Below are 19,663 nucleotides of genomic sequence, written 5' to 3'. Positions count from 1 at the left end.
CGGGGTGTGCGCTGACCAGCGAAGGCGAGCGGTTCTTTGAGTTTGCTGAATCGATGGAAACGGAGATGCTTTCCGCCCGCGCCGAGATCGGTGGGACGGATGTGGAGCTTTCCGGTGCTGTGCGCATTGGTGCACCCGATGGCTTCGGGGTGGCTTTTCTGGCGCCGCGTCTGGGTGCACTGAATGAACGCTATCCTGACCTTACGCTCCAGCTGGTGCCGTTGCACCGGGCTTTCTCTCTCTCCAAGCGCGAAGCTGATCTGGCAGTTACGGTTGGTCAGCCTGAACACGGGCGTCTGGTGAGCCGCAAGTTGACCGACTATTCATTGGGTCTTTATGCCTCTCGCGCTTATGCGGAACGCTACGGGCTGCCGGAGAACGAGGAAGAGCTGAAAGAACATCGCCTGATTGGCTATGTGGACGATTTGATCTTTGCCTCTTCGCTCAACTACTCCGCAGAATTTTCCAAGGACTGGCAGTCTCGCCTGGAATGTGCCAGTGCACTTGGCCAGACCGAAGCTGTGCGGGCAGGCAGCGGGATCGGAATCCTTCACGGGTTCATTGCAGATGGCAATGATGATTTCGTTCCAGTGCTTCCCAAACGTCGTATTTCGCGCAGCTATTACCTTGTCACCCATGAAAGCGCACGACATCTGCGCCGTATTAAAGCGGTTTCTGATTTCATTGGTGACTTGGTAAAGCAGGAGAAAGATCTCTTTAGAAATCATCTGTAACGCTTTGATTTAGAATCCGAATTAAGCCTTTAAAATTATAAATTGTCATTTTTGATAATTTATAATATACAGTGCGGATCACTTCCCGACTGTAACTTGAAGGCAAAATGAGATGATTGGTAAGCTTGCGGAGTTCGTTGGCGTTCCTATGATTGTTGTCGCGATTGTCGCGACCCTGCTTTACTTTGATTTTGGCGGATCCCTCACACAGGAAAGCCATGCAGCTGATGGCAAAGATCAGCAGGCTCTCCTGGATACCCTTGCACCGGATATCCCTTCCCTGCCTGTGATCAAGATTGAATTTCCGAATCTTTACAAGGACCTGCAGAGCCAGATTGAGAAAGAGATTCAATCAGGGGCAGATGAGCGCGTGCTGGCTAAACGTCTGCATGACTTGCTTTACCGCGCACTTCAGGTTTATCGCCCGCTGCTAAAATATGCTGATGACGATAAGATCATCACGGTCCTCAAGGCCAAACGTGCTCTCACCTTAAAACTGAAGAATAGTAAAGGTGAGCTGGTTTGTGCTCAGGTTTTTTCCGGTTCCACTGGTGCGTTTCTGGACAGCTACATCGTGGTAGAGAGTGAAAGCACGCAGGAAGGACTCGCGCTGTTCCAGCTGCTCGCGGATGCTCAGGTTAAAGCCAAGGACGATGGGCTCGTGATCCATTACACCGCTGAGCCTGCGCAGAAGAAAGTGCGTGTGATTGGCAAGCCTGCGGATAAGCCGACTGATGCAGATTTGTATCTGCCTGCGAACCCGGCATTTGATGCGCTGATGAAGGTGTATCCAATGGATTCCCTAAGCCGTATTTTCGCTGCTGATCCAACCGACAAGCAACTGTGTGACAGTGAGGTCCGCCTTTATGATGCTCTTGTTGGCCTGCCCGCACCACATGGCCCTGCAATGCGCAAATACATCGTGGACCTGCTCTACTTCGCTGGCTACTAACCTGCCCAAGGTAAGCAAAGCGCCTAAAACAAAAAAACGCCAGCCTTTTTGGACCGGCGTTTTTTTGTCTGTTTTTTTAAGGTGGTATCTTAAGCGAGTTCTGCCAGTGTCTGGTTGTAGTCACCAACCTCTGGGTTCTCGCGAAGAACTGCATCCATTGCTTTGAACATCTCGTGCAAGCGCACTTCTGAGACCGGGCTTTCAACAACAACAACCAGTTCTGGTTTGTTGGAGGATGCACGGACAAGGCCCCATGTTCCATCTTCACACACAACACGGACACCGTTCACGGTGATCAGATCAGCGATATCCTGACCAGATACCTTCGCGCCGTCAGCATGCATGGATTTGAAGCGCGCAACCACACGATCAACCACATCGTACTTGATCTCATCCGCGCATTTGGCGGCCATGGTTGGGGAGCCCCAGGTCTTTGGCAGATCACGGCGCAGGTCAGCCATGCTCTTATCCGGATTGCGGTCCATCATATCCAGAATGGCAATTGCAGAGACAACACCGTCATCATATCCACGACCGATTGGCGGATTGAAGAAGTAGTGGCCGGACTTTTCAAAACCAGCAACAGCACCAAGCTCAGTTACACGGCGTTTGATGTAGGAGTGGCCTGTTTTGAAGTAATCAGTCTTTGCACCATTGGCCTTGAGGACCGGATCGGTGTGGTACAGACCGGTTGATTTTACATCAACCACAAACTGGCTTTCCGGATGAAGGGCGGAGATATCGCGAGCCAGCATAACGCCGACTTTGTCAGCGAAGATCTCTTCGCCTTCGTTGTCGACCACACCACAGCGGTCACCATCACCATCAAAACCCAGACCGACTTCAGCACCGGTTTCCAGCACTTTGTCACGGATCGCATGAAGCATCTTCATGTCTTCCGGGTTCGGGTTGTAGTTCGGGAAAGTGTGATCCAACTCGCAATCCAGCGGAATGACATCAACGCCCAGCGCTTCGAGAATCCGCGGTGCGAACGCGCCTGCGGTGCCGTTGCCACATGCGACGACAGCTTTGATTGGACGCTTGAACTTTTCACGCTCTGTGAGGTCTGCGATGTAGCGATCGGTCAAATCAGGATGGTATTCGTAAGCTCCGCCACCGCGTAGGTCACTGGCCCCTTCCAACACAATCTCTTTCAGGCGGCCCATTTCTTCCGGACCAAACGTCAGTGGACGGTTTGCACCCATCTTCACACCAGTCCAGCCGTTGTCGTTGTGAGACGCGGTGACCATGGCAACGCATGGGACATCCAGATCGAACTGCGCGTAATAGGCCATTGGAGACATGGCGAGGCCGATGTCGTGCACTTTGATGCCTGCAGACATCAGGCCGGTGACCAGTGCCATCTTGATGGATGCGGAGTAGCCGCGGAAGTCGTGACCAGTAACGATCTCAGGACGTACGCCACGTTCATGAATGAGGGTTCCAAGTCCCTCGCCCAGCGCCTGAATGCCCTTCAGGTTGATCTCTTTTTCAAAGAGCCAGCGTGCATCGTACTCGCGAAAACCGGTCGGCTTGACCAACGGTGTCGTTTCATAGGCCAAGGTGTTTGGCGTTAGCTGTGAAACCGGCTTAACTGACATAATTTCTCCTAGACAAACTTCAGGTCACTGGTAATGCAGAGACGTGACGCTTTTATCAAACTCCGTTTGGTTGTGAGACGTTTCTCACCCAACGGTTTTCAAATTCACGTTATACTCGCAGGATATCATCCTCGCCAATGTATGCGCCGGACTGGACTTCGATCATGCGAACCGGGATTTTTCCCGGGTTTTGTAGTTTGTGCCTTGCGCCAAGCGGGACAAACACGGACTGATTTTCTGAAATCAGCTCATCTTTTCCATCAATGGTCACCTCCAGCGTGCCACTTACAACAACCCAGTGCTCTGCACGGTGGATGTGGCGCTGCAAGGTCAAGCCCTTGCCGGGCTCAATCATCATGGACTGCACGCGGAAGCGCTCGCCTTCAGAGATGCGCTCGCTCCAGCCCCATGGACGGTACACGCGGCGGTGCTGTACGGTTTCCGGCCTATTGGCCTTGTCCAGCTGCTCCACCACCTTCTTCACATCCTGCGCCTTATCTTTTGCGGCAACCAGAAGCGCGTCCTTGGTGTTGACGACCACAACGTCTTCAAGCCCTACAACACTGACGAGGGCATCTTCAGAATAAACGAGGCAATTTTTGGACTGTTCGAAGATCGCTTCGCCCAAAGCCGAGTTACCCTCATCATTCTTCGCCATAGACTCCCAAATGGCAGGCCATGAGCCAAGATCGCTCCACCCCGGATCAGTTGGAACACAGGCGACGTTCTCTTCATTTTCCATAATCGCATAGTCGAAGGAGATGTTGCGCACCTGAGCGAAGGCTTCTTCTTCAAGCCGCAGGAAGTCCAGATCGCGTCGTGCGTTATTGGAGGCCTTAGCAACTTGCTCCCAGATATCAGGTGCGTGTTTTAAGAAGGCGTCGCGCATGGCAGCTGCGGAGTACATGAAGATGCCAGCATTCCAAAGGTAGTTGCCGTCCTTGAGGAACTCTTCAGCGGTTGCCAGATCCGGTTTCTCGACAAAGGCATCAACTTTGCGGACAGATGCCGCCCCCTCGCAGAGTTTGATATAACCGTATCCGGTGTTGGGTTCACTTGGCTCAATACCAAATGTGACGATCTGACCAGCTTCAGCAGCTGCGTGAGCTGCATCGACAGCACACAAGAACTCCTTATCATCAGCGACCAGATGGTCCGATGGTAACAGGAGGACAATTGCGTTTTTATCTGTTTCAAGCGCCATGAGTGCAGCGAGTGCAGCGGGAGCAGCCGTGTTTCGTCCGCATGGCTCCAATACGATAGCTTGTGGCTCTATCCCAAGTTCGGCCATTTGCTCACCGATCAGGAAGCGATGATCCTGATTTGAGATAACCAGCGGTGCACGGAACTGCTGGGAGCTGACACGCTCACATGTCTTTTGAAAGAGACTTTGACCTGAAAAGATTGGCAAGAATTGTTTTGGCCTTTCTCTACGGGACAGAGGCCAGAGGCGAGATCCAAACCCACCCGACAGAATCACAGGTGTGATTTTGCTTATGCTATTGCCAGTCATATTTTCAGGATCACTTTCAAACAAACGAATAGACTATTCGTAAACTTAGATGCTGTAGCCCAAAACCCTCAAAACACGTGGAGTTTCAGTGTTCCACACATTCTCTCGAAAATAATTAGGGCTTTTTACCAATCTGCGTGCTCCGAGATACTCCATTATTTTTCAGGGGTATTCAGTCGATTTGGGAACGGTCACGATATCACTTAATTCATTTAAGCATTTGTTCTGGGGGGAAGATGCGGGAGGAATTAAGCCAATCCGTTGAGCGGAAAGTGGATGAGCTTGTTGCGCTCACTCGTGACCTGATAGCTTTTCCGACAATCAACCCTCCCGGAGAAGCTTATCGTCCCTGTGCAGAGTTCATTGGCGAACGTTTGAAGCGTAAGGGCTTTTCTGTCGAGTATGTCAGAGGAGAAAGCACCCCCGGAGACTCTGACCGCTACCCGCGCATCAATGTCATTTGCCGCTATGAAGGTCGCGGTCCCGGCCCTTGTGTCCACTTCAACTCCCATATTGATGTTGTCGAGGTGGGGTATGGCTGGACGGTTGATCCCTTTGCTGGCGTGGTAAAAGACGGAAAGGTCTTTGGGCGCGGTGCCTGTGATATGAAAGGCGGTCTGGCCTCTTCCATAATCGCGGCAGAGAGTCTGATTGAATGTTTCCCTGAGTTTTGTGGTGCCATCGAGATATCAGGAACGGTTGATGAGGAATCCGGCGGCCTTGGCGGTGTGGCTTATCTTGCCAGACATGGCTACTTTTCCAAACCGCGTGTCGACCATGTGATCATCCCTGAACCTTTGCACAAAGATCAGGTTTGTCTTGGGCACCGAGGGGTATGGTGGAGTGAAATTGAGACGCGCGGCTCGATTGCTCACGGCTCAATGCCGTTTTTGGGCGACAGCGCAATTCGTCACATGAGTGCGTTCCTGAATGTGCTGGAAAACGAGCTTTACCCTGCGCTCAGCAAAAAACAAACACAAATGCCGGTTATTCCTCCGGGCGCCCGATCATCCACGTTAAATATCAATTCTTTACATGGCGGGCAGGATGAAGGACACGATGGTCTTCCCTCCCCTTGCGTTGCAGATAGTTGCCGCATCATACTGGATCGTCGATTCCTGATTGAGGAGCCGCTGGAGGATGTGAAACAAGAGATAGTTGAAATATTAGAAAATCTGCGTAAAACACGTAGAAATTTCGAATATGAACTTAAGGATCTCCTTGAAGTTCTCCCCGTGATGGCAGAGAAAGACTCCCCAGTCGCTCGCGCTGTTGCAGGCGGAATTAAAGACGTGCTTCAAAAGGATGCATCATATGTTGTCTCTCCGGGGACTTATGATCAGAAGCACATAACACGATTGGGCCACTTGCACGATTGTATTGCGTATGGTCCAGGCAAACTTGAGATGGCGCATAGGCCGGACGAATTTGTTGGAATTGAGGATCTCGTTGACAGCGCCAAAGTGATGGCACTGGCCGCGTACTCTCTTTTGACGGAGCCTGATGCAAGACCAATAACAAGAACACTGTCTGATCACGTGTACTCTTAAAGTATAAGGGACGGAATGGAATGCATGCAAAGTCATTAAAAAGCCGGCTGCTTTGCCTTGCCGGAGGCGCGGCCCTCGTCCTTGCTGCACTAACAGGTGCGCACGGTTCTGCTGAAGCCAAATCTTCCCTGTCTTTGGGAATGGTACTCGAACCACCGCATCTTGATGCAACTGCAGGGGCTGCTGCTGCTATCGATGAAGTGGTCTATCAAAACGTTTTTCAAGGCCTGACACGTATCGGGCCAGACGGAAGTGTTCTGCCCTCTCTCGCCAAATCGTGGGATGTGAGCGAAGACGGCATGACCTATCGCTTCTATTTGCAGACGGGTGTCCTCTTTCATGATGGAACGCCGTTTTCTGCTGATGACGTAAAGTTTTCCTTGGATCGTGCACGCGCTGAAGGCAGCGTAAATGCACAGAAGCCGCTCTTTGCAGCGATCTCTGATGTGATTGTCGTAGATCCGCAAACCGTTGATATCAAGCTCACCACGCCAAGTGGAAACCTCGCTTACAATCTGGCTTGGGGCGATGCGGTAATTGTATCTCCTAAAACGGCTGAGACGAACAAGACGCAGCCTGTGGGCACCGGACCGTTCAAGTTTGACCGTTGGATGAAGGGGCAGGAAATTCGGATTTCCCGTTTCGACCAATATTGGGGTGAACAACCGAAGCTGGAAAAAGCCTCTTTCCGTTTCATCTCTGATCCTAATGCCGCCTTTGCTGCAATGATCTCTGGCGATCTGGATGCATTCCCGACATTTTCCGCTCCAGAAACCATTATTCAGTTTCAAGCGGACCCACGCTTTGAAGTTGCGATTGGCACGACTGAGGGTGAAACCATCCTTGCGATGAACAACACCCGTGGCCCGCTTAAGAACAAGCTCGTGCGTCAGGCAATCTCGCATGCGGTCAATAAGCAAGCCCTGATTGACGGGGCAATGTTTGGACTTGGTACGCCAATTGGAACGCACTTTGCTCCGCACCATCCCGCTTATAATGATCTGACAGGGCTTTACCCTTACGATCCGGCGAAAGCGAAAGAACTCCTTGCCAAAGCTGGGTATCCAGATGGCTTCAGCGCAACGCTGAAACTGCCACCACCGACCTATGCCCGTCGCGGTGGTGAGCTGATTGCCTCTGATCTGAAGAAGATCGGCATTGATTTGAAGATCGTGCCTGTTGAATGGGCGCAGTGGCTTTCAGAGGTCTTCAAGGAGACCAATTACGATTTCACGATCGTTTCTCATGTTGAGCCGATGGATATTGGTATCTATGCGCGCGATAAGTACTACTTCAACTACAACAGTGATGCCTTCAAACAACTGATTGAAGAGCTGAATGTGACTGTTGACGAAGAGAAGCGGTATGAGCTTTTGAAGCAGGCACAGCAAGTCATCTCCGAGGATGCTGTGAACGTCTACCTGTTCCAGTTGGCGAAATCTGCTGTGTGGAATGCCAATGTGAAGGGGCTTTGGCGAAACTCGCCTACACCGGGTAACGATCTGTCGCAGGTCTATTGGGCGAATAACTAAAAACACCTAGCAAATACACGTAGATATTTGCACAGGACTGCGGTTGCAACCGCAATCGCAGTCCTTCTCAATTGCTATTCCAAATTATATGGTTTAAGCGGTTGCCAAACTGACAGTTACTTTAGGGGTAACCCTTTTCTCTCATTGTGCAATTTGCTTGTGCAACGCAAGTTTGATTGGTTTAGCGGATTTGTCCGATGCTCTGGTTTGCGTTCCTTCGTCTCATAGGCTTACTGACAACTCTCCTGGCCGCAAGCCTCGTCATCTTCGTTGTGCTTGAGGTTATTCCCGGTGATCCGGCTGAAGTGATGCTTGGGCTGAATGCGCAGCCTGACACACTCGCAGCTCTGCGCGCTGAACTTGGCCTCAACGCTCCTTTATCCACCCGCTATATGAACTGGTTGCTGGGCATGTTGCAGGGTGAATTTGGTGTGAGCTACACATATTCAGTTCCGGTTTCTGAACTGATCGGCGAACGCATTCAGGTCAGCCTTCCGCTTGCAACTGGCGCACTGATCCTCTCGACATTCATCGCTATACCGATCGGCGTTTACTCTGCCCGCTATCATGGCAAGGTCATCGACACAGGTATTATGTCCATTGCCCAGATCGGCATTGCTATCCCAAACTTCTGGATTGCCATTTTGCTGGTTTACGTGTTTGCGATCGTGCTGCGGGTTTTACCATCTGGTGGTTTCCCCGGCTGGGATGTGAGCTTTTTTGGCTCATTGCAGGCGCTCTTGTTGCCCGTTATCGCGCTGGCTCTCCCCCAAGCGAGTATTCTGGCCCGCGTGATGCGCTCAGCCTTGCTGGATGTTTTGCATGAAGATTATATCCGCACAGCGCGTGCCAAAGGGCTCTCCAACAAAGCCACGCTTTGGAGACACGGCGTACGCAATGCTCTTATTCCGGTCCTGACTATTCTGGGTCTTCAGTTCTCTTTCCTGATCGCAGGTACGGTGATTATTGAGAACCTCTTTTACCTACCTGGCCTAGGGCGTCTGATTTTCCAGGGTATTACTCAGCGCGATCTGATCGTAGTGAAGAGCAGTGTCATGCTGCTCGTTGCTCTTACAATCTTTGTGACATTCCTTGTCGACATCGCCTACGCAGCCATTGATCCGAGACTGAGGCGACGTGCATGAATCAGGAACTCCCAAGTTATCCGCCGCTTGCCAGTTTTGACGAAATCTCCATCTGGAAGAAAGCTTTTCACAGTCGTTCTTTCGTGATCGGGGCAGTGCTTGCTCTCGTTATTCTCATTGAAGGGGTTACTTCCGTCTTCTGGACCCCCTATGCCATCGATGTTCTGGATATTTCCAAGCGCCTTAAGCCGATGAGTTCTGAATTCTGGTTTGGGACGGATCAGTATGGTCGCGATATCTTCTCCATGCTGATGGTTGGCGCCCGCACCTCCATTATTGTAGCGCTGATTGCTGTTGGCATCGGCATGCTGATTGGCGTGCCATTGGGACTACTGGCAGCGGCCCAAAAGGGCTTTCTGGAAGAACTGGTGATGCGCACCAATGATCTGATTTTCGCATTTCCTTCTCTGCTTTCTGCTGTGCTCATCACATCCATTTTTGGACCAGGAACAATCAACGCTGTAATTGCGATTGGCATCTTCAATATTCCGGTTTTTGCCCGCGTTGCTCGTGGTGGCGCCTTGTCTCTTTCAGGACGCGAGTTTTTGCTTGCCGCCCGTCTTTCCGGCAAGAGCTCGTTTTTGATCACTCTGGAACACGTTATTCCGAACATTGCCAACCTGCTGATTGTACAGGCGACCATTCAACTTTCTCTTGCGATCCTTTCAGAGGCAGGCCTCTCCTATCTTGGTTTGGGGACGCAACCACCGATGGCGAGTTGGGGCCGCATGTTGTATGAGGCCCAGACCATGGTTGCCTTTGCACCACAACTGGCGCTTTATCCGGGATTTGCGATTATCTTTTCCGTTCTTGGTTTTAACCTGCTTGGCGATGGGCTTAGGGATTTGCTGGATCCTAAGATGCGGAGGAGAGTTGCGTGACCTCTGTTTTTTCCGCCACTGACCTTTGCGTTTCCATTTCTGGCAAGCCGATCCTGCGCAATGTGAGTTTTGACCTTGAGCAGGGTAAAATCCTTGGCCTCGTCGGCGAAAGTGGCTCTGGTAAATCCATGAGTGCGCTCTCAGCCATGCAGCTTTTGCCGGAGGGTGCTCATCAGATTGGTGATCTGATGTTTGAGGGCAAGAACCTCACGCGCGCTACAGATACAGAGATGACCCATGTTCGTGGCAAAGACATCTCTATGGTCTTTCAGGAACCGCTGACCGCTCTCAACCCAACCCGCACCATTGGCGAGCAAGTTGCTGAAGGCCTTCGCTGGCATCAGGGTCTTACGCGCAAGGAAGCGATGGACCAGACCATCGATGTTCTGGAACGGGTTGGCCTTGGTCTTGAATATGGTTTGATTGATCGTTTCCCTCACCAGCTTTCCGGCGGACAGAGGCAGCGTGTTGTCATCGCCATTGCCATTGCCTGTAAGCCCAAGGTGCTGATTGCGGACGAGCCGACTACAGCGCTCGACGTGACGGTTCAGGCGCAAATCCTGACATTGCTGAAAGACATCGTGCGCAAAGAACAGATGGCCATGCTGCTCATTTCGCATGATCTGGCAGTTGTTGCTGACATGGCGGACACTGTTGCGATTATGAAGGACGGAGTGATTGTTGAGCGTGGCCCAACTTGCGAGCTGTTCGACAACCTTTCTCACCCCTATTCCAAGAAGCTGTTTGAAGCCTCCAACCACGTACCGGTTCCGCGGCAAGAGCCGGTTGACGAGGTCACTCAGCCGCTCTTGAAGGTGAGCAATGTGCTGCGGGAATATCCTCTCCCTCGCGCCAGCATCTTCACACGCAGACAGTGGCACCGAGCCGTGCAGCATGTCTCCTTCCACGTCGCCCCTCGTCAGAGCATGGGACTGGTGGGTGAAAGTGGATGCGGTAAATCCACCCTTGCGCGCACTATTTTGGGACTGACCCCTCCGAACGCTGGCCATATCCAGTTTCTTGGCAAAGACCCCTACTCGGTTTCACGAAAAGACCGTCAGGATTTGCAGCTGGGCATTCAGGCCGTGTTCCAGGATCCATATGGAAGCTTTGATCCGCGACATACGGTTGAACGTACCGTGGGTGAGCCTTTGCACCTCATGCGCAACGAACTGTCTCGTTCTCAACGTAAAAAACGCGTTCATGAGGTTTTGGAAAGCGTGGGGCTTTCTTCTGCAGATGCCAACAAATATCCGCACGAATTTTCTGGCGGACAACGGCAGCGTATTGCGATTGCGCGTGCGCTGGTCACCAATCCAAGCCTGATCGTCGCGGATGAACCCGTTTCTGCACTTGATGTTTCCATCAGAGCGCAAATTCTGGATCTCTTTGCAGATTTGCGTGATCGGCTAGGTATGGCTTATCTGTTCATTTCACACGATCTGTCTGTTGTGCAGGCTATCACTGACCGGGTGATTGTGATGAACGCTGGCCGGATTGTTGAAGAAGGTCCAACCGGAGAAGTCTTTTCCAATCCCAAACATCCTTACACACGTATCCTTGTTTCTGCGGCACCAGACCTCAACGAAGCCTTGCGCAGGCGCAGAGAAAAAGAGAACAAAGATACGCATTGAGCGCTATTGCCTGAAGCAAACCAATGCAGCTAGCCTTGCATTTGCTCAGGCTACAGCAATCGGAGACATGTTATGACAACAGCTGAGAACCAGCTTCGCCGGGAAGTTATAAGAACGGCGCGTGCTTTACAAAGCACTGGTTTGACACATGGAACCTCCGGCAACGTGAGCGCCCGATATGAAAACGGTATGCTCATCACCCCTTCTGGCATTCCTTACGAAGACCTGGAGATCAAGAAGATTGTCTTCATGGATCTTGAAGGCGGATACTTTGGGGATTACTTGCCTTCGTCCGAGTGGCGCATGCATATGGACATCTACCGGAACTACAAAGAAGCAGAGGCGGTTGTTCACTGTCATTCAGCCAGAGCGACTGCGCTTTCAACCCATAACAAAGGCATTCCGGCCTTTCATTATATGGTAGCTATTGCTGGCGGTGATCAGATCAAATGCGCAGATTACGCCACGTTCGGAACCAAAGCCCTATCTCAAGCAATGATCAATGCGCTAGAAGACCGGAAGGCTTGCCTTTTGGCACATCATGGACAAATTACTTTTGGCCCTTCACTGCACAAGGCGTTTGGGCTTGCCGGTGAAGTGGAAGCCTTGGCTGATCAGTATTTATCTGCGCTGGTTCTGGGAGAACCTGCACCTCTTTCTCCAACTGAGATGAAAGAGATTTTGAGAAAATTTAAAAGCTACGGCAAACAGCTGGATGCATTGGATGGAAACGACGCGGGTGCTTTTGAAATGCCCCAGCGACGTGACTAATCCAGAAAAGAACAAAGAATACAGAGGCGGATGCCTTTTATGATTGTAATGGGGGAATGACTGGAACATGCGAATTGGACTTGACTGGGGTGGTACTAAAATTGAAGCGCTGGCACTTTCTAACGAAGGTGAAGAACTGTTTCGCAAACGTGTTCCAACTCCCAAGAACGATTATCAGGGTTGCGTAGAAGCTGTTATCGGACTGGTTGCTGCAACGGAGGCAGCCACTGGCGAAGTCGGCACAGTGGGCATTGGCATTCCGGGCTCTATCTCACCAAGCACAGGGCTGGTTAAGAACGCAAACTCCACTTGGATGAACGGCAAACCTCTCGATAAAGATCTTACAGATGCACTTGGCCGTGAAGTGCGCATTCAAAACGATGCCAATTGCATGGCGGTTTCTGAAGCCATTGATGGAGCGGGTGCAGGATGCGGAGTTGTTCACGGCATCATCATTGGCACTGGCTGTGGCTCAGGCATTGCGATTAATGGACGCCCCCATAAAGGCGCTAACGGCATTGGCGGCGAATGGGGCAACGTTACTGTGCCTTGGATGCAGGAAGGCGAGTTCCCAGGGCCGCTCAACTGGACCGGACACCACGGCACGATTGACCTTTTGTGCTCTGGCACAGGTTTCCAGTGGGATTATGAGAATGCTACTGGAAAACCGCTGAAGGGCAGCGAGATCATTGAGTTGATGCGCTCTGGCGACGAAGCTGCCATGGGCACCTATCAGCGTTTTGTAAGCCGCTTGGGCCGCGCCTTGGCGATGGCAGCCAACATTTTAGATCCGGACTGTTTTGTACTCGCTGGTGGCATGTCTAACGTGGAAGAGATTTACAAGGATCTTCCTGCTGCGATGCGTCCTTACATTTTCTCTGATGGTTATGATTTTGATATCCGTAAGGCCAAACACGGCGACAGCTCTGGTGTGCGCGGAGCGGCATGGCTGTGGGGTAAAGGCGAAACAACGCTGCGGCATGTCAACGAAAGCTCGTAAACGTACTTTTCCTTATGGATTTCTCTTTCTATAGTCAGAACTCACGATTCCGATTTCCTGAAAGAAATTTCCATGACAATGACAAGCCAAGAAGTCCTTGCAAAGCTGGTTAGCTTTGACACGGTCAGCGCAAAAACCAATCTCCCCCTGATCAAGTGGATCGAAGAGTATCTTAATGATCTGGGGGTCTCTTCTTCCATACTGCCAGACGAGACAGGTGAGAAGGCGAGCCTATTTGCGACGATCGGTGGAGATGGGACCGATGGTTACATTCTTTCAGGCCACACAGATGTGGTGCCGGTTGAAGGACAAGACTGGAGCAGTAACCCGTTCTCCCTTCGCGAAGAAGACGGTCTGCTATACGGTCGCGGTTCCTGTGACATGAAAGGCTTCGTGGCGTGCTCTCTTGCCAAAGTTCCAGAGATGCTGAAGGCGCCCCTGAACAAGCCGTTTCACCTGATGTTCTCCTATGACGAAGAAACAGGCTGTACCGGCGTTCAGCCTGTACTTTACAAGCTTGCTGGCGAAGGCTTTCAGGCGGAAGCATGTTTCGTTGGTGAGCCGACTGAAATGCAGGTTGTGGTGGCACATAAATCCAAAGCCTCCTACCGCGCTGTGTTTACCGGCCTTTCCTGCCACTCCTCCCTTGCACCACAGGGCGTAAACGCCGTGCATTATGGCGCTCGTCTTGTTGCAAAGCTGGAAGAGATGGCACGGGAACTGGCAGCGGGCCCGAGTGATGATCTGTTTGATTTGCCATATTCCACGGCTCACACAGGTGTCATGAAGGGCGGCACTGCACTCAACATTGTACCTGAACACTGCGAAGTCATATTTGAGTTCCGCGTGCTGCCAACTGAAAGCCTTCAGGCTTGCATGGATGAGATCAGGCGTTATGCCACGGAGGAGCTTCTTCCTGAAATGCGCAAAGTTTCTGAAAAGGCAGATATCGAGCTCATTCCTTACTCTGAGATCCCAGGACTGGATACGGAAGTGGAAGCGGATGTAACTGTTCTGGCGAAGAAACTGGCTGGTCGCAACGACCACGCAAAAGTTGCTTATGGCACAGAAGCTGGCCTGATCCAGACCATTTTGAAAGTCCCAACCGTGGTGTGTGGCCCAGGTAGCATCGAGCAAGCTCATAAACCGGACGAGTACATCAAGCAATCCGAACTCGACAAGTGCGACGGTTTCCTAGACCGCCTGATCCAGCACGCGTGTGCTTAAGTTGATGATGGGGAGCTCTTCACGATGGGTTGAAGGGCTCTTCTTTTCATTGCTGGGTGCAATTTTGTTTCAGGAGTTGCACCTATGAGCTCCTTAGGTTATGAAAATCGCATGATGACTATGCAAGCACAAAACATGCTGTGGTGGTGGCGCCGATGACGGTGGCTGAACACGCATGTCTTGTTGACCTGTAATTTCCAAGCCGCCGCAGTTTCTGCAGGCGGCTTTGTTGTATCTACCGCCTCGCAAACATCGGAAACAGGTGTGCACGACCCGGAGGATTGACCATGCCGATTACGGCAGAACGGACTTATAAGAGCAAAGGCGGCGTTATCATCCGCCGTAAAAGCCGAAATGCTGATTATGCCGCTGGTACAAGCGAATGGATGGACAGGCTGGACCGTCAACGCGGTGCTGTGCTTTCCTCTTCCTACGAATATCCGGGCCGCTACACGCGCTGGGATATGGCGCTGGCCAACCCACCGCTGCTGATTGAATCCAACGATCGCAAGATTACCATTCAGGCGCTGAATGAGCGCGGGCGCGTGCTGATGCCTGCTGTTCAAGGCGCATTGGATGGTCACGAGGATATCGCAGATTTCAATGCAGACGAGTACCGCATTGATCTAACCATCAAGACGCCGGACAGAGCCTTTTCAGAGGAGGAGCGGTCGCGCCAGCCTTCAACCTTCTCCGTAGTGCGTACACTTGTTGATCTGTTTTCCTGTGATGACGATCAACTCGGGTTGTATGGCGCATTCGGATATGATCTGACGTTCCAGTTTGAGCCGATTAATCAGAAGCTGCAACGTCCTGACGACCAGCGGGACATGGTGTTGTTTCTGCCCGATGAAATCCTGATCGTTGACCACTATGGCCGAAAAGCCCATGTGCTGGAATACGATTTTGAGTTCAATGCCAAGACGACGGACGGTCTGCCGCGTGATGGTGAAGAAACGCCTTACAAGGCTGCGACTGAAACTCCAGCGCGTGGTGACCATGAGCCGGGTGAATACGCTGACCTGGTGCGCTCTGCAGTCGATTATTTCAAGCGCGGTGATCTGTTTGAGACCGTACCTGGTCAAGTGTTCTATGAGCCTTGCAAAAACCCACCATCCGCCGTTTCCCGACGTTTGCAGCAGATCAACCCTTCGCCTTATTCCTTTTTCATCAACCTAGGCAACGCCGAATATCTGGTTGGTGCTTCTCCTGAGATGTATGTGCGGGTGACTGGTGGTCGCCGTGTGGAGACATGCCCGATTTCTGGCACGATCCGCCGTGGCAAGAACGCGATTGAAGATGAAGCACAAATCCGCAAACTGCTGAACTCTGCCAAGGATGAAGCGGAACTGACCATGTGTTCTGACGTGGATCGGAACGATAAGAGCCGCATCTGTGTTCCAGAGTCTGTCCGTGTGATTGGTCGTCGTCAGATCGAGATGTATTCTCGTCTGATCCATACGGTGGACCACATTGAAGGCACTCTGCTTGATGGCAAGGATGCGCTGGATGCGTTCCTTTCTCATACATGGGCTGTAACTGTTACTGGTGCGCCGAAGCGTTGGGCCATGCAGTTCATCGAAGACCACGAAAAGAGCTCTCGTGCATGGTATGGTGGCGCGATCGGTGCTGTGCTGTTTAATGGCGATATGAACACAGGTCTGACCCTGCGCACAGTTCGCATCAAAGATGGTGTGGCTCAGATCCGTGCGGGCGCGACGCTGCTTTATGACAGCATCCCAGAGGATGAAGAAGCTGAGACTGAGCTGAAAGCATCTGCGATGATTGCTGCTGTTCGCGAAGCTGGACTTGCGCTTACCTCTGAAGAGGAAGTGGTTAAGGCTAAACCGGGCAAAGGCAAAAAGATTCTACTCGTCGACCACGAAGACAGTTTCGTGCACACACTGGCAAATTACTTCCGTCAGACAGGCGCTGAGGTTGTGACCTACCGTAGTCCAGTGCTGGATGACGTCTTTGATCAGGTTAGTCCGGATCTGGTCGTGTTGTCCCCTGGCCCAGGTTCTCCGAAGGACTTTGACTGCCGGGCTACCATCGAACGGGCCCGCGCACGCAAGCTGCCAATTTTTGGTGTTTGTCTTGGTCTGCAGGCGCTGACCGAAGCGTTTGGCGGTGAACTTGACCAGCTTGATGTGCCTGTGCATGGCAAGCCATCTCTTGTTTCCTTCAGTCACAGTTCCAAGCTGTTTGATGGGCTGAGTTCACCTGTCAGTGTTGGCCGTTATCACTCCTTGTTTGCTAAACGGGATGTGTTGCCAGATTGCTTTGAGGTAACCTCAGAGACCAAAGACGGTGTGATCATGGCAATTGAACACAAGAATGAGCCTATTGGCGCTGTTCAGTTCCATCCAGAGTCCATCATGTCCCTAGATCAAGACGGTGGTCACAAGATTATTGAAAATGTGATGACCAAACTTCTTATCGGTGGCTAGATTGACTCTCTGACCAAATTGAATTCATCAATTGGACTAAATTAAAGGCCGGGATTGAGCGATCACTTCCGGCCTTTCTCCTAGAATTTTGTATAGATGGTTTATCTGCACGAAACCTAGAAGCATCTTTGGTCGCATTGTTGTGGAATTGCAGCATATAAATGCGCTGGATAGTGAAAGTGAACCTATTCAGATTGAGAATATTGCAAGTCTCAAGTGCGCCGGGTTGCGTTATATGACTAATCTATGCACGATTGAAGTGATTGGCGCAGTCATTTTCCATAGGGATCTATAGACTGCAAAAGATTTTTACTGCGTATCCTACCGGAGAACAGATGCCACTTTTCGGGAATACGCTTTGATTGACGAGAGTTTGCTCTCAAGGTTCACTTAAGAGGATAAAGATGAAGGTACGCGGTATTTTAAGCGGCGTTTTGATGGGCACAGCGGTTCTAACAGGAACGTTTGCGACTACAGCAACTGCAGCAGAGAAGATCACTGTCGGCGCCTTGCGCTTCACTTCTCATGCGGCGAATTTTGTTGCGTTTGAAAAGGGTTATTTCGACGAGGCTGGTCTGGAAGTTGAGTTCAAGTTCTTTCAGGCAGCACAACCAATGGCGCTTGCTATCGCCTCCGGCGATGTGGACTTCGGCCTTACCGCGATTTCCGGTGGCTTGATCAGTCTTGCCGATAAGGGCGCTGTGAAAGTGATTGGTGGCGCGCTACAGGAAGAAGCTGGCATTGACGGCCAGATGATCCTTGCCTCTAAAGCTGCGTTTGATGCAGGCCTGAAAACTCCTGCTGATCTGAAAGGCAAGAGCTTTGGTGTGACGACGGCAGGCTCGTCTTTCCATTACATGGCACATAAGATTGCGGATAAAGAAGGTTTTGAGCGCAAAGACATCAAGATTCGTCCGCTCCAAAAAGTAGGCGCTGTGATTGGTGCGCTGAAGAGTGGTCAGATTGATGCGTGGTCTATTGTTCCCCACATCGCAAAAGGCCTTGCCAAATCCCCACAAGTGGAAATGATCGGTAAAGTTTCTGACTATGTACCGAATTATCAGGTGACCACTGTCTTCACCTCCACGAAGAACATTAATAGCAATCCTGAGCTGGTGAAGACCTTCCTTGGTGCCTACTCCAAAGGCGCGGCTGACTTTAACGCGGCTTTGGTGGACAAATCCGCAGGAGATGCGGCAGCTGAGGACATGGTGAAGCTCATTCATAAGTACGTCTATGCTGATCGTCCATATGAGAAAGCTGCTCCATCCATTCGCAATGGAGCGATGCGTCTTAACGAAGGTGCTGCGCTTAACATGGCGAGTGTTGAAGACCAGCTCAACTGGTTCAAGAGCGAAAAGCTGGTGCCAGCAGGTGTAACACTCGACAAGCTGGTTGATGTGAAGTTCGTCGAAACCTTCTAATCCAACTCACGCATTGCCCGCTGCGGGTGGGCAATGCCTTTTCCCTTAATCCGGTTGGATTACATGCAAATTTCCATTGAAAATCTCTCGCACGCCTACGGCTCAGTCGAAGTTCTGAATGATATCAACCTGACCTTTGAGCCCGGCGAGATTGCCGTGATCATCGGTCCGTCCGGTTGCGGAAAATCTACGTTGCTGCGTCTGATGGGCGGACTTGAAGAGCCGAGCAAGGGCTCCGCTTATATCGCAGGTCAGGCGCCAGGAGGGTCCCTCAATCCCCTCACCTACATCTTTCAGGATTTTGCGTTGCTGCCATGGCGCTCTGTGGCCGGGAATATCTCTTTGGTGCTTGAAGACCACAAGCTTTCCAAACAGCAGAGCAAGGCGATCATTGATGATGTGCTTGCACGCACCAACCTCTCAGAGTTTCATGATGCACTTCCACGTCAGTTATCCGGTGGGATGAAGCAGCGTGTGGCAATTGCGCGAGCGTTGGCTGTGCGTCCAGCCTTTCTGCTCATGGATGAGCCTCTGTCAGCTTTGGACAGTCAGACACGAGAACTTCTGATGGATGATCTGGTGGCTCTTTGGGCCCGTGAGGCATTCTCTGCTTGCTATGTGACGCATAATCTTGCTGAAGCTGTTCGCCTTGGCCACAAGGTCATTGTGTTGTCTCGTCGCCCGGGCAAGGTTCGCGATGTTGTTGAGATCTCGATCCCTCTTGAAGAACGCCGGGAGCGTGCTGTGGAGCTTGAGGAGGTGCAGCAGCAGTTATGGCATATGATGCGCGAAGAAGCTCTTGCTGCAGACAGGGAGCTTGCCGATGTCTGATCAGATAAACCGCAAGAAAGTTCCTTTTCGTGGAGGCGGGTTCAAACCACGCCCAATCCGTTTTGTTGCTCCATTTGTATTTCTGGCATTGGTGCTATTCTGGGAATTTGGCTCTCGCACAGGCATCATCAGTAATCTGGTTTTGCCAGCGCCGTCGGAAGCGTTTCAGGCCTTCTTAGATCTCTATAATTCGGGTCTTTTCTGGAAACACGTGAGCACAAGTCTTTACCGGCTTGTCTTTGGCTGGAGCATTGGAACTGCACTCGGTGTTCTGGTCGGGTTGTTGATTGGGCTGTTTTCTCTGGCACGCGCCAGTCTCCTGCCACTCACTTCAGCGTTTTTTCCAATTCCCAAAATCGCATTACTGCCACTCTTTATCATCTGGTTTGGCATCGGCGAAGGGTCCAAGGTTGCGACG

Annotated in this window: 15 protein-coding genes and 1 pseudogene; 14 read left to right on the top strand and 2 right to left on the bottom strand. The window is 51.5% G+C overall.

The window, feature by feature from the left end:
* On the top strand, positions 1-734 hold a 734-nt coding region (locus tag PPL9_RS28820; RefSeq protein ID WP_057465937.1), incomplete at its 5' end, for a LysR substrate-binding domain-containing protein.
* A 112-nt stretch (positions 735-846) separates the two neighbouring features.
* On the top strand, positions 847-1,686 hold the full coding sequence (locus PPL9_RS28815) for a hypothetical protein (protein WP_057465936.1): 840 nt from the start codon (positions 847-849) through the stop codon (positions 1,684-1,686).
* An 89-nt stretch (positions 1,687-1,775) separates the two neighbouring features.
* Here PPL9_RS28815 and PPL9_RS28810 read toward each other — a convergent pair whose 3' ends face one another.
* Together PPL9_RS28810 and PPL9_RS28805 are read right to left on the bottom strand one after the other, a co-directional pair.
* Positions 1,776-3,287 carry a phosphomannomutase/phosphoglucomutase gene (locus PPL9_RS28810; RefSeq protein ID WP_057465935.1) on the bottom strand — a complete coding sequence of 504 codons (1,512 nt, stop codon included), beginning with the start codon at positions 3,285-3,287 and terminating at the stop codon, positions 1,776-1,778.
* Between the two features lie 109 nt (positions 3,288-3,396).
* Positions 3,397-4,800: a mannose-1-phosphate guanylyltransferase/mannose-6-phosphate isomerase gene (locus PPL9_RS28805; protein ID WP_057465934.1), complete on the bottom strand. Its 1,404-nt coding sequence runs from the start codon at positions 4,798-4,800 to the stop codon at positions 3,397-3,399.
* A 236-nt stretch (positions 4,801-5,036) separates the two neighbouring features.
* On the opposite strand from PPL9_RS28805, the gene PPL9_RS28800 reads away from it, so the two are divergent.
* The 12 genes and pseudogenes from PPL9_RS28800 to PPL9_RS33915 form a co-directional block, all read left to right on the top strand.
* Positions 5,037-6,350, top strand: coding sequence for an acetylornithine deacetylase/succinyl-diaminopimelate desuccinylase family protein (locus PPL9_RS28800; RefSeq protein WP_057465933.1), 1,314 nt, complete (start codon positions 5,037-5,039; stop codon positions 6,348-6,350).
* Between the two features lie 20 nt (positions 6,351-6,370).
* Positions 6,371-7,882, top strand: a complete 1,512-nt coding sequence (locus PPL9_RS28795; RefSeq protein ID WP_057465932.1) for an ABC transporter substrate-binding protein — start codon at positions 6,371-6,373, stop codon at positions 7,880-7,882.
* 197 nt (positions 7,883-8,079) lie between these two features.
* On the top strand, positions 8,080-9,027 hold the full coding sequence (locus PPL9_RS28790; RefSeq protein WP_057465931.1) for an ABC transporter permease: 948 nt from the start codon (positions 8,080-8,082) through the stop codon (positions 9,025-9,027).
* Complete coding sequence (locus tag PPL9_RS28785; protein WP_057465930.1) at positions 9,024-9,908, top strand: ABC transporter permease; 885 nt, start codon at positions 9,024-9,026, stop codon at positions 9,906-9,908. Before PPL9_RS28790 ends, PPL9_RS28785 begins: the two co-directional genes overlap by 4 nt.
* Positions 9,905-11,542: a dipeptide ABC transporter ATP-binding protein gene (locus tag PPL9_RS28780; RefSeq protein ID WP_057465929.1), complete on the top strand. Its 1,638-nt coding sequence runs from the start codon at positions 9,905-9,907 to the stop codon at positions 11,540-11,542. The genes PPL9_RS28785 and PPL9_RS28780 overlap by 4 nt, the downstream gene beginning before the upstream one ends.
* Positions 11,543-11,614: 72 nt before the next feature.
* The gene (locus PPL9_RS28775) at positions 11,615-12,313 is read left to right on the top strand and encodes a class II aldolase/adducin family protein (protein WP_057465928.1); all 699 of its coding nucleotides are present in this window, start codon (positions 11,615-11,617) and stop codon (positions 12,311-12,313) included.
* Between the two features lie 67 nt (positions 12,314-12,380).
* Entirely contained in the window at positions 12,381-13,313 is a 933-nt protein-coding gene (locus PPL9_RS28770) for an ROK family protein (protein WP_057465927.1), read from the top strand.
* 72 nt (positions 13,314-13,385) lie between these two features.
* Positions 13,386-14,540 carry an acetylornithine deacetylase gene (gene argE, locus PPL9_RS28765; protein WP_057465926.1) on the top strand — a complete coding sequence of 385 codons (1,155 nt, stop codon included), beginning with the start codon at positions 13,386-13,388 and terminating at the stop codon, positions 14,538-14,540.
* A gap of 287 nt (positions 14,541-14,827) precedes the next feature.
* Positions 14,828-16,990: an anthranilate synthase component I gene (locus tag PPL9_RS28760; protein WP_057465925.1), complete on the top strand. Its 2,163-nt coding sequence runs from the start codon at positions 14,828-14,830 to the stop codon at positions 16,988-16,990.
* A 404-nt stretch (positions 16,991-17,394) separates the two neighbouring features.
* Positions 17,395-18,414: an ABC transporter substrate-binding protein gene (locus PPL9_RS28755; RefSeq protein WP_057465924.1), complete on the top strand. Its 1,020-nt coding sequence runs from the start codon at positions 17,395-17,397 to the stop codon at positions 18,412-18,414.
* A gap of 63 nt (positions 18,415-18,477) precedes the next feature.
* Positions 18,478-19,245 carry an ABC transporter ATP-binding protein gene (locus PPL9_RS28750; RefSeq protein ID WP_057465965.1) on the top strand — a complete coding sequence of 256 codons (768 nt, stop codon included), beginning with the start codon at positions 18,478-18,480 and terminating at the stop codon, positions 19,243-19,245.
* Positions 19,238-19,663: pseudogene (locus tag PPL9_RS33915) on the top strand (ABC transporter permease); the annotation flags it as partial. The gene PPL9_RS28750 and the pseudogene PPL9_RS33915, both read left to right, overlap by 8 nt.

Origin of the sequence: Pseudovibrio sp. POLY-S9 (assembly GCF_001431305.1) — a bacterium.
In the GTDB taxonomy this organism is placed as follows: Bacteria; Pseudomonadota; Alphaproteobacteria; order Rhizobiales; family Stappiaceae; genus Pseudovibrio.
Note: the sequence above shows the minus strand (reverse complement) of the source record. Positions and strands in the feature narration are given on the sequence as shown.

Excerpts from the sequence above, each read along its gene's own strand:
- PPL9_RS28815 (WP_057465936.1), top strand. The coding sequence starts at position 847 with ATGATTGGTAAGCTTGCGGAGTTCGTTGGCGTTCCTATGATTGTTGTC.
- PPL9_RS28810 (WP_057465935.1), bottom strand. The coding sequence starts at position 3,287 with ATGTCAGTTAAGCCGGTTTCACAGCTAACGCCAAACACCTTGGCCTAT.
- PPL9_RS28805 (WP_057465934.1), bottom strand. The coding sequence starts at position 4,800 with ATGACTGGCAATAGCATAAGCAAAATCACACCTGTGATTCTGTCGGGT.
- PPL9_RS28800 (WP_057465933.1), top strand. The coding sequence starts at position 5,037 with ATGCGGGAGGAATTAAGCCAATCCGTTGAGCGGAAAGTGGATGAGCTT.
- PPL9_RS28795 (WP_057465932.1), top strand. The coding sequence starts at position 6,371 with ATGCATGCAAAGTCATTAAAAAGCCGGCTGCTTTGCCTTGCCGGAGGC.
- PPL9_RS28790 (WP_057465931.1), top strand. The coding sequence starts at position 8,080 with ATGCTCTGGTTTGCGTTCCTTCGTCTCATAGGCTTACTGACAACTCTC.
- PPL9_RS28785 (WP_057465930.1), top strand. The coding sequence starts at position 9,024 with ATGAATCAGGAACTCCCAAGTTATCCGCCGCTTGCCAGTTTTGACGAA.
- PPL9_RS28775 (WP_057465928.1), top strand. The coding sequence starts at position 11,615 with ATGACAACAGCTGAGAACCAGCTTCGCCGGGAAGTTATAAGAACGGCG.
- PPL9_RS28770 (WP_057465927.1), top strand. The coding sequence starts at position 12,381 with ATGCGAATTGGACTTGACTGGGGTGGTACTAAAATTGAAGCGCTGGCA.
- argE (WP_057465926.1), top strand. The coding sequence starts at position 13,386 with ATGACAATGACAAGCCAAGAAGTCCTTGCAAAGCTGGTTAGCTTTGAC.
- PPL9_RS28760 (WP_057465925.1), top strand. The coding sequence starts at position 14,828 with ATGCCGATTACGGCAGAACGGACTTATAAGAGCAAAGGCGGCGTTATC.
- PPL9_RS28755 (WP_057465924.1), top strand. The coding sequence starts at position 17,395 with ATGAAGGTACGCGGTATTTTAAGCGGCGTTTTGATGGGCACAGCGGTT.
- PPL9_RS28750 (WP_057465965.1), top strand. The coding sequence starts at position 18,478 with ATGCAAATTTCCATTGAAAATCTCTCGCACGCCTACGGCTCAGTCGAA.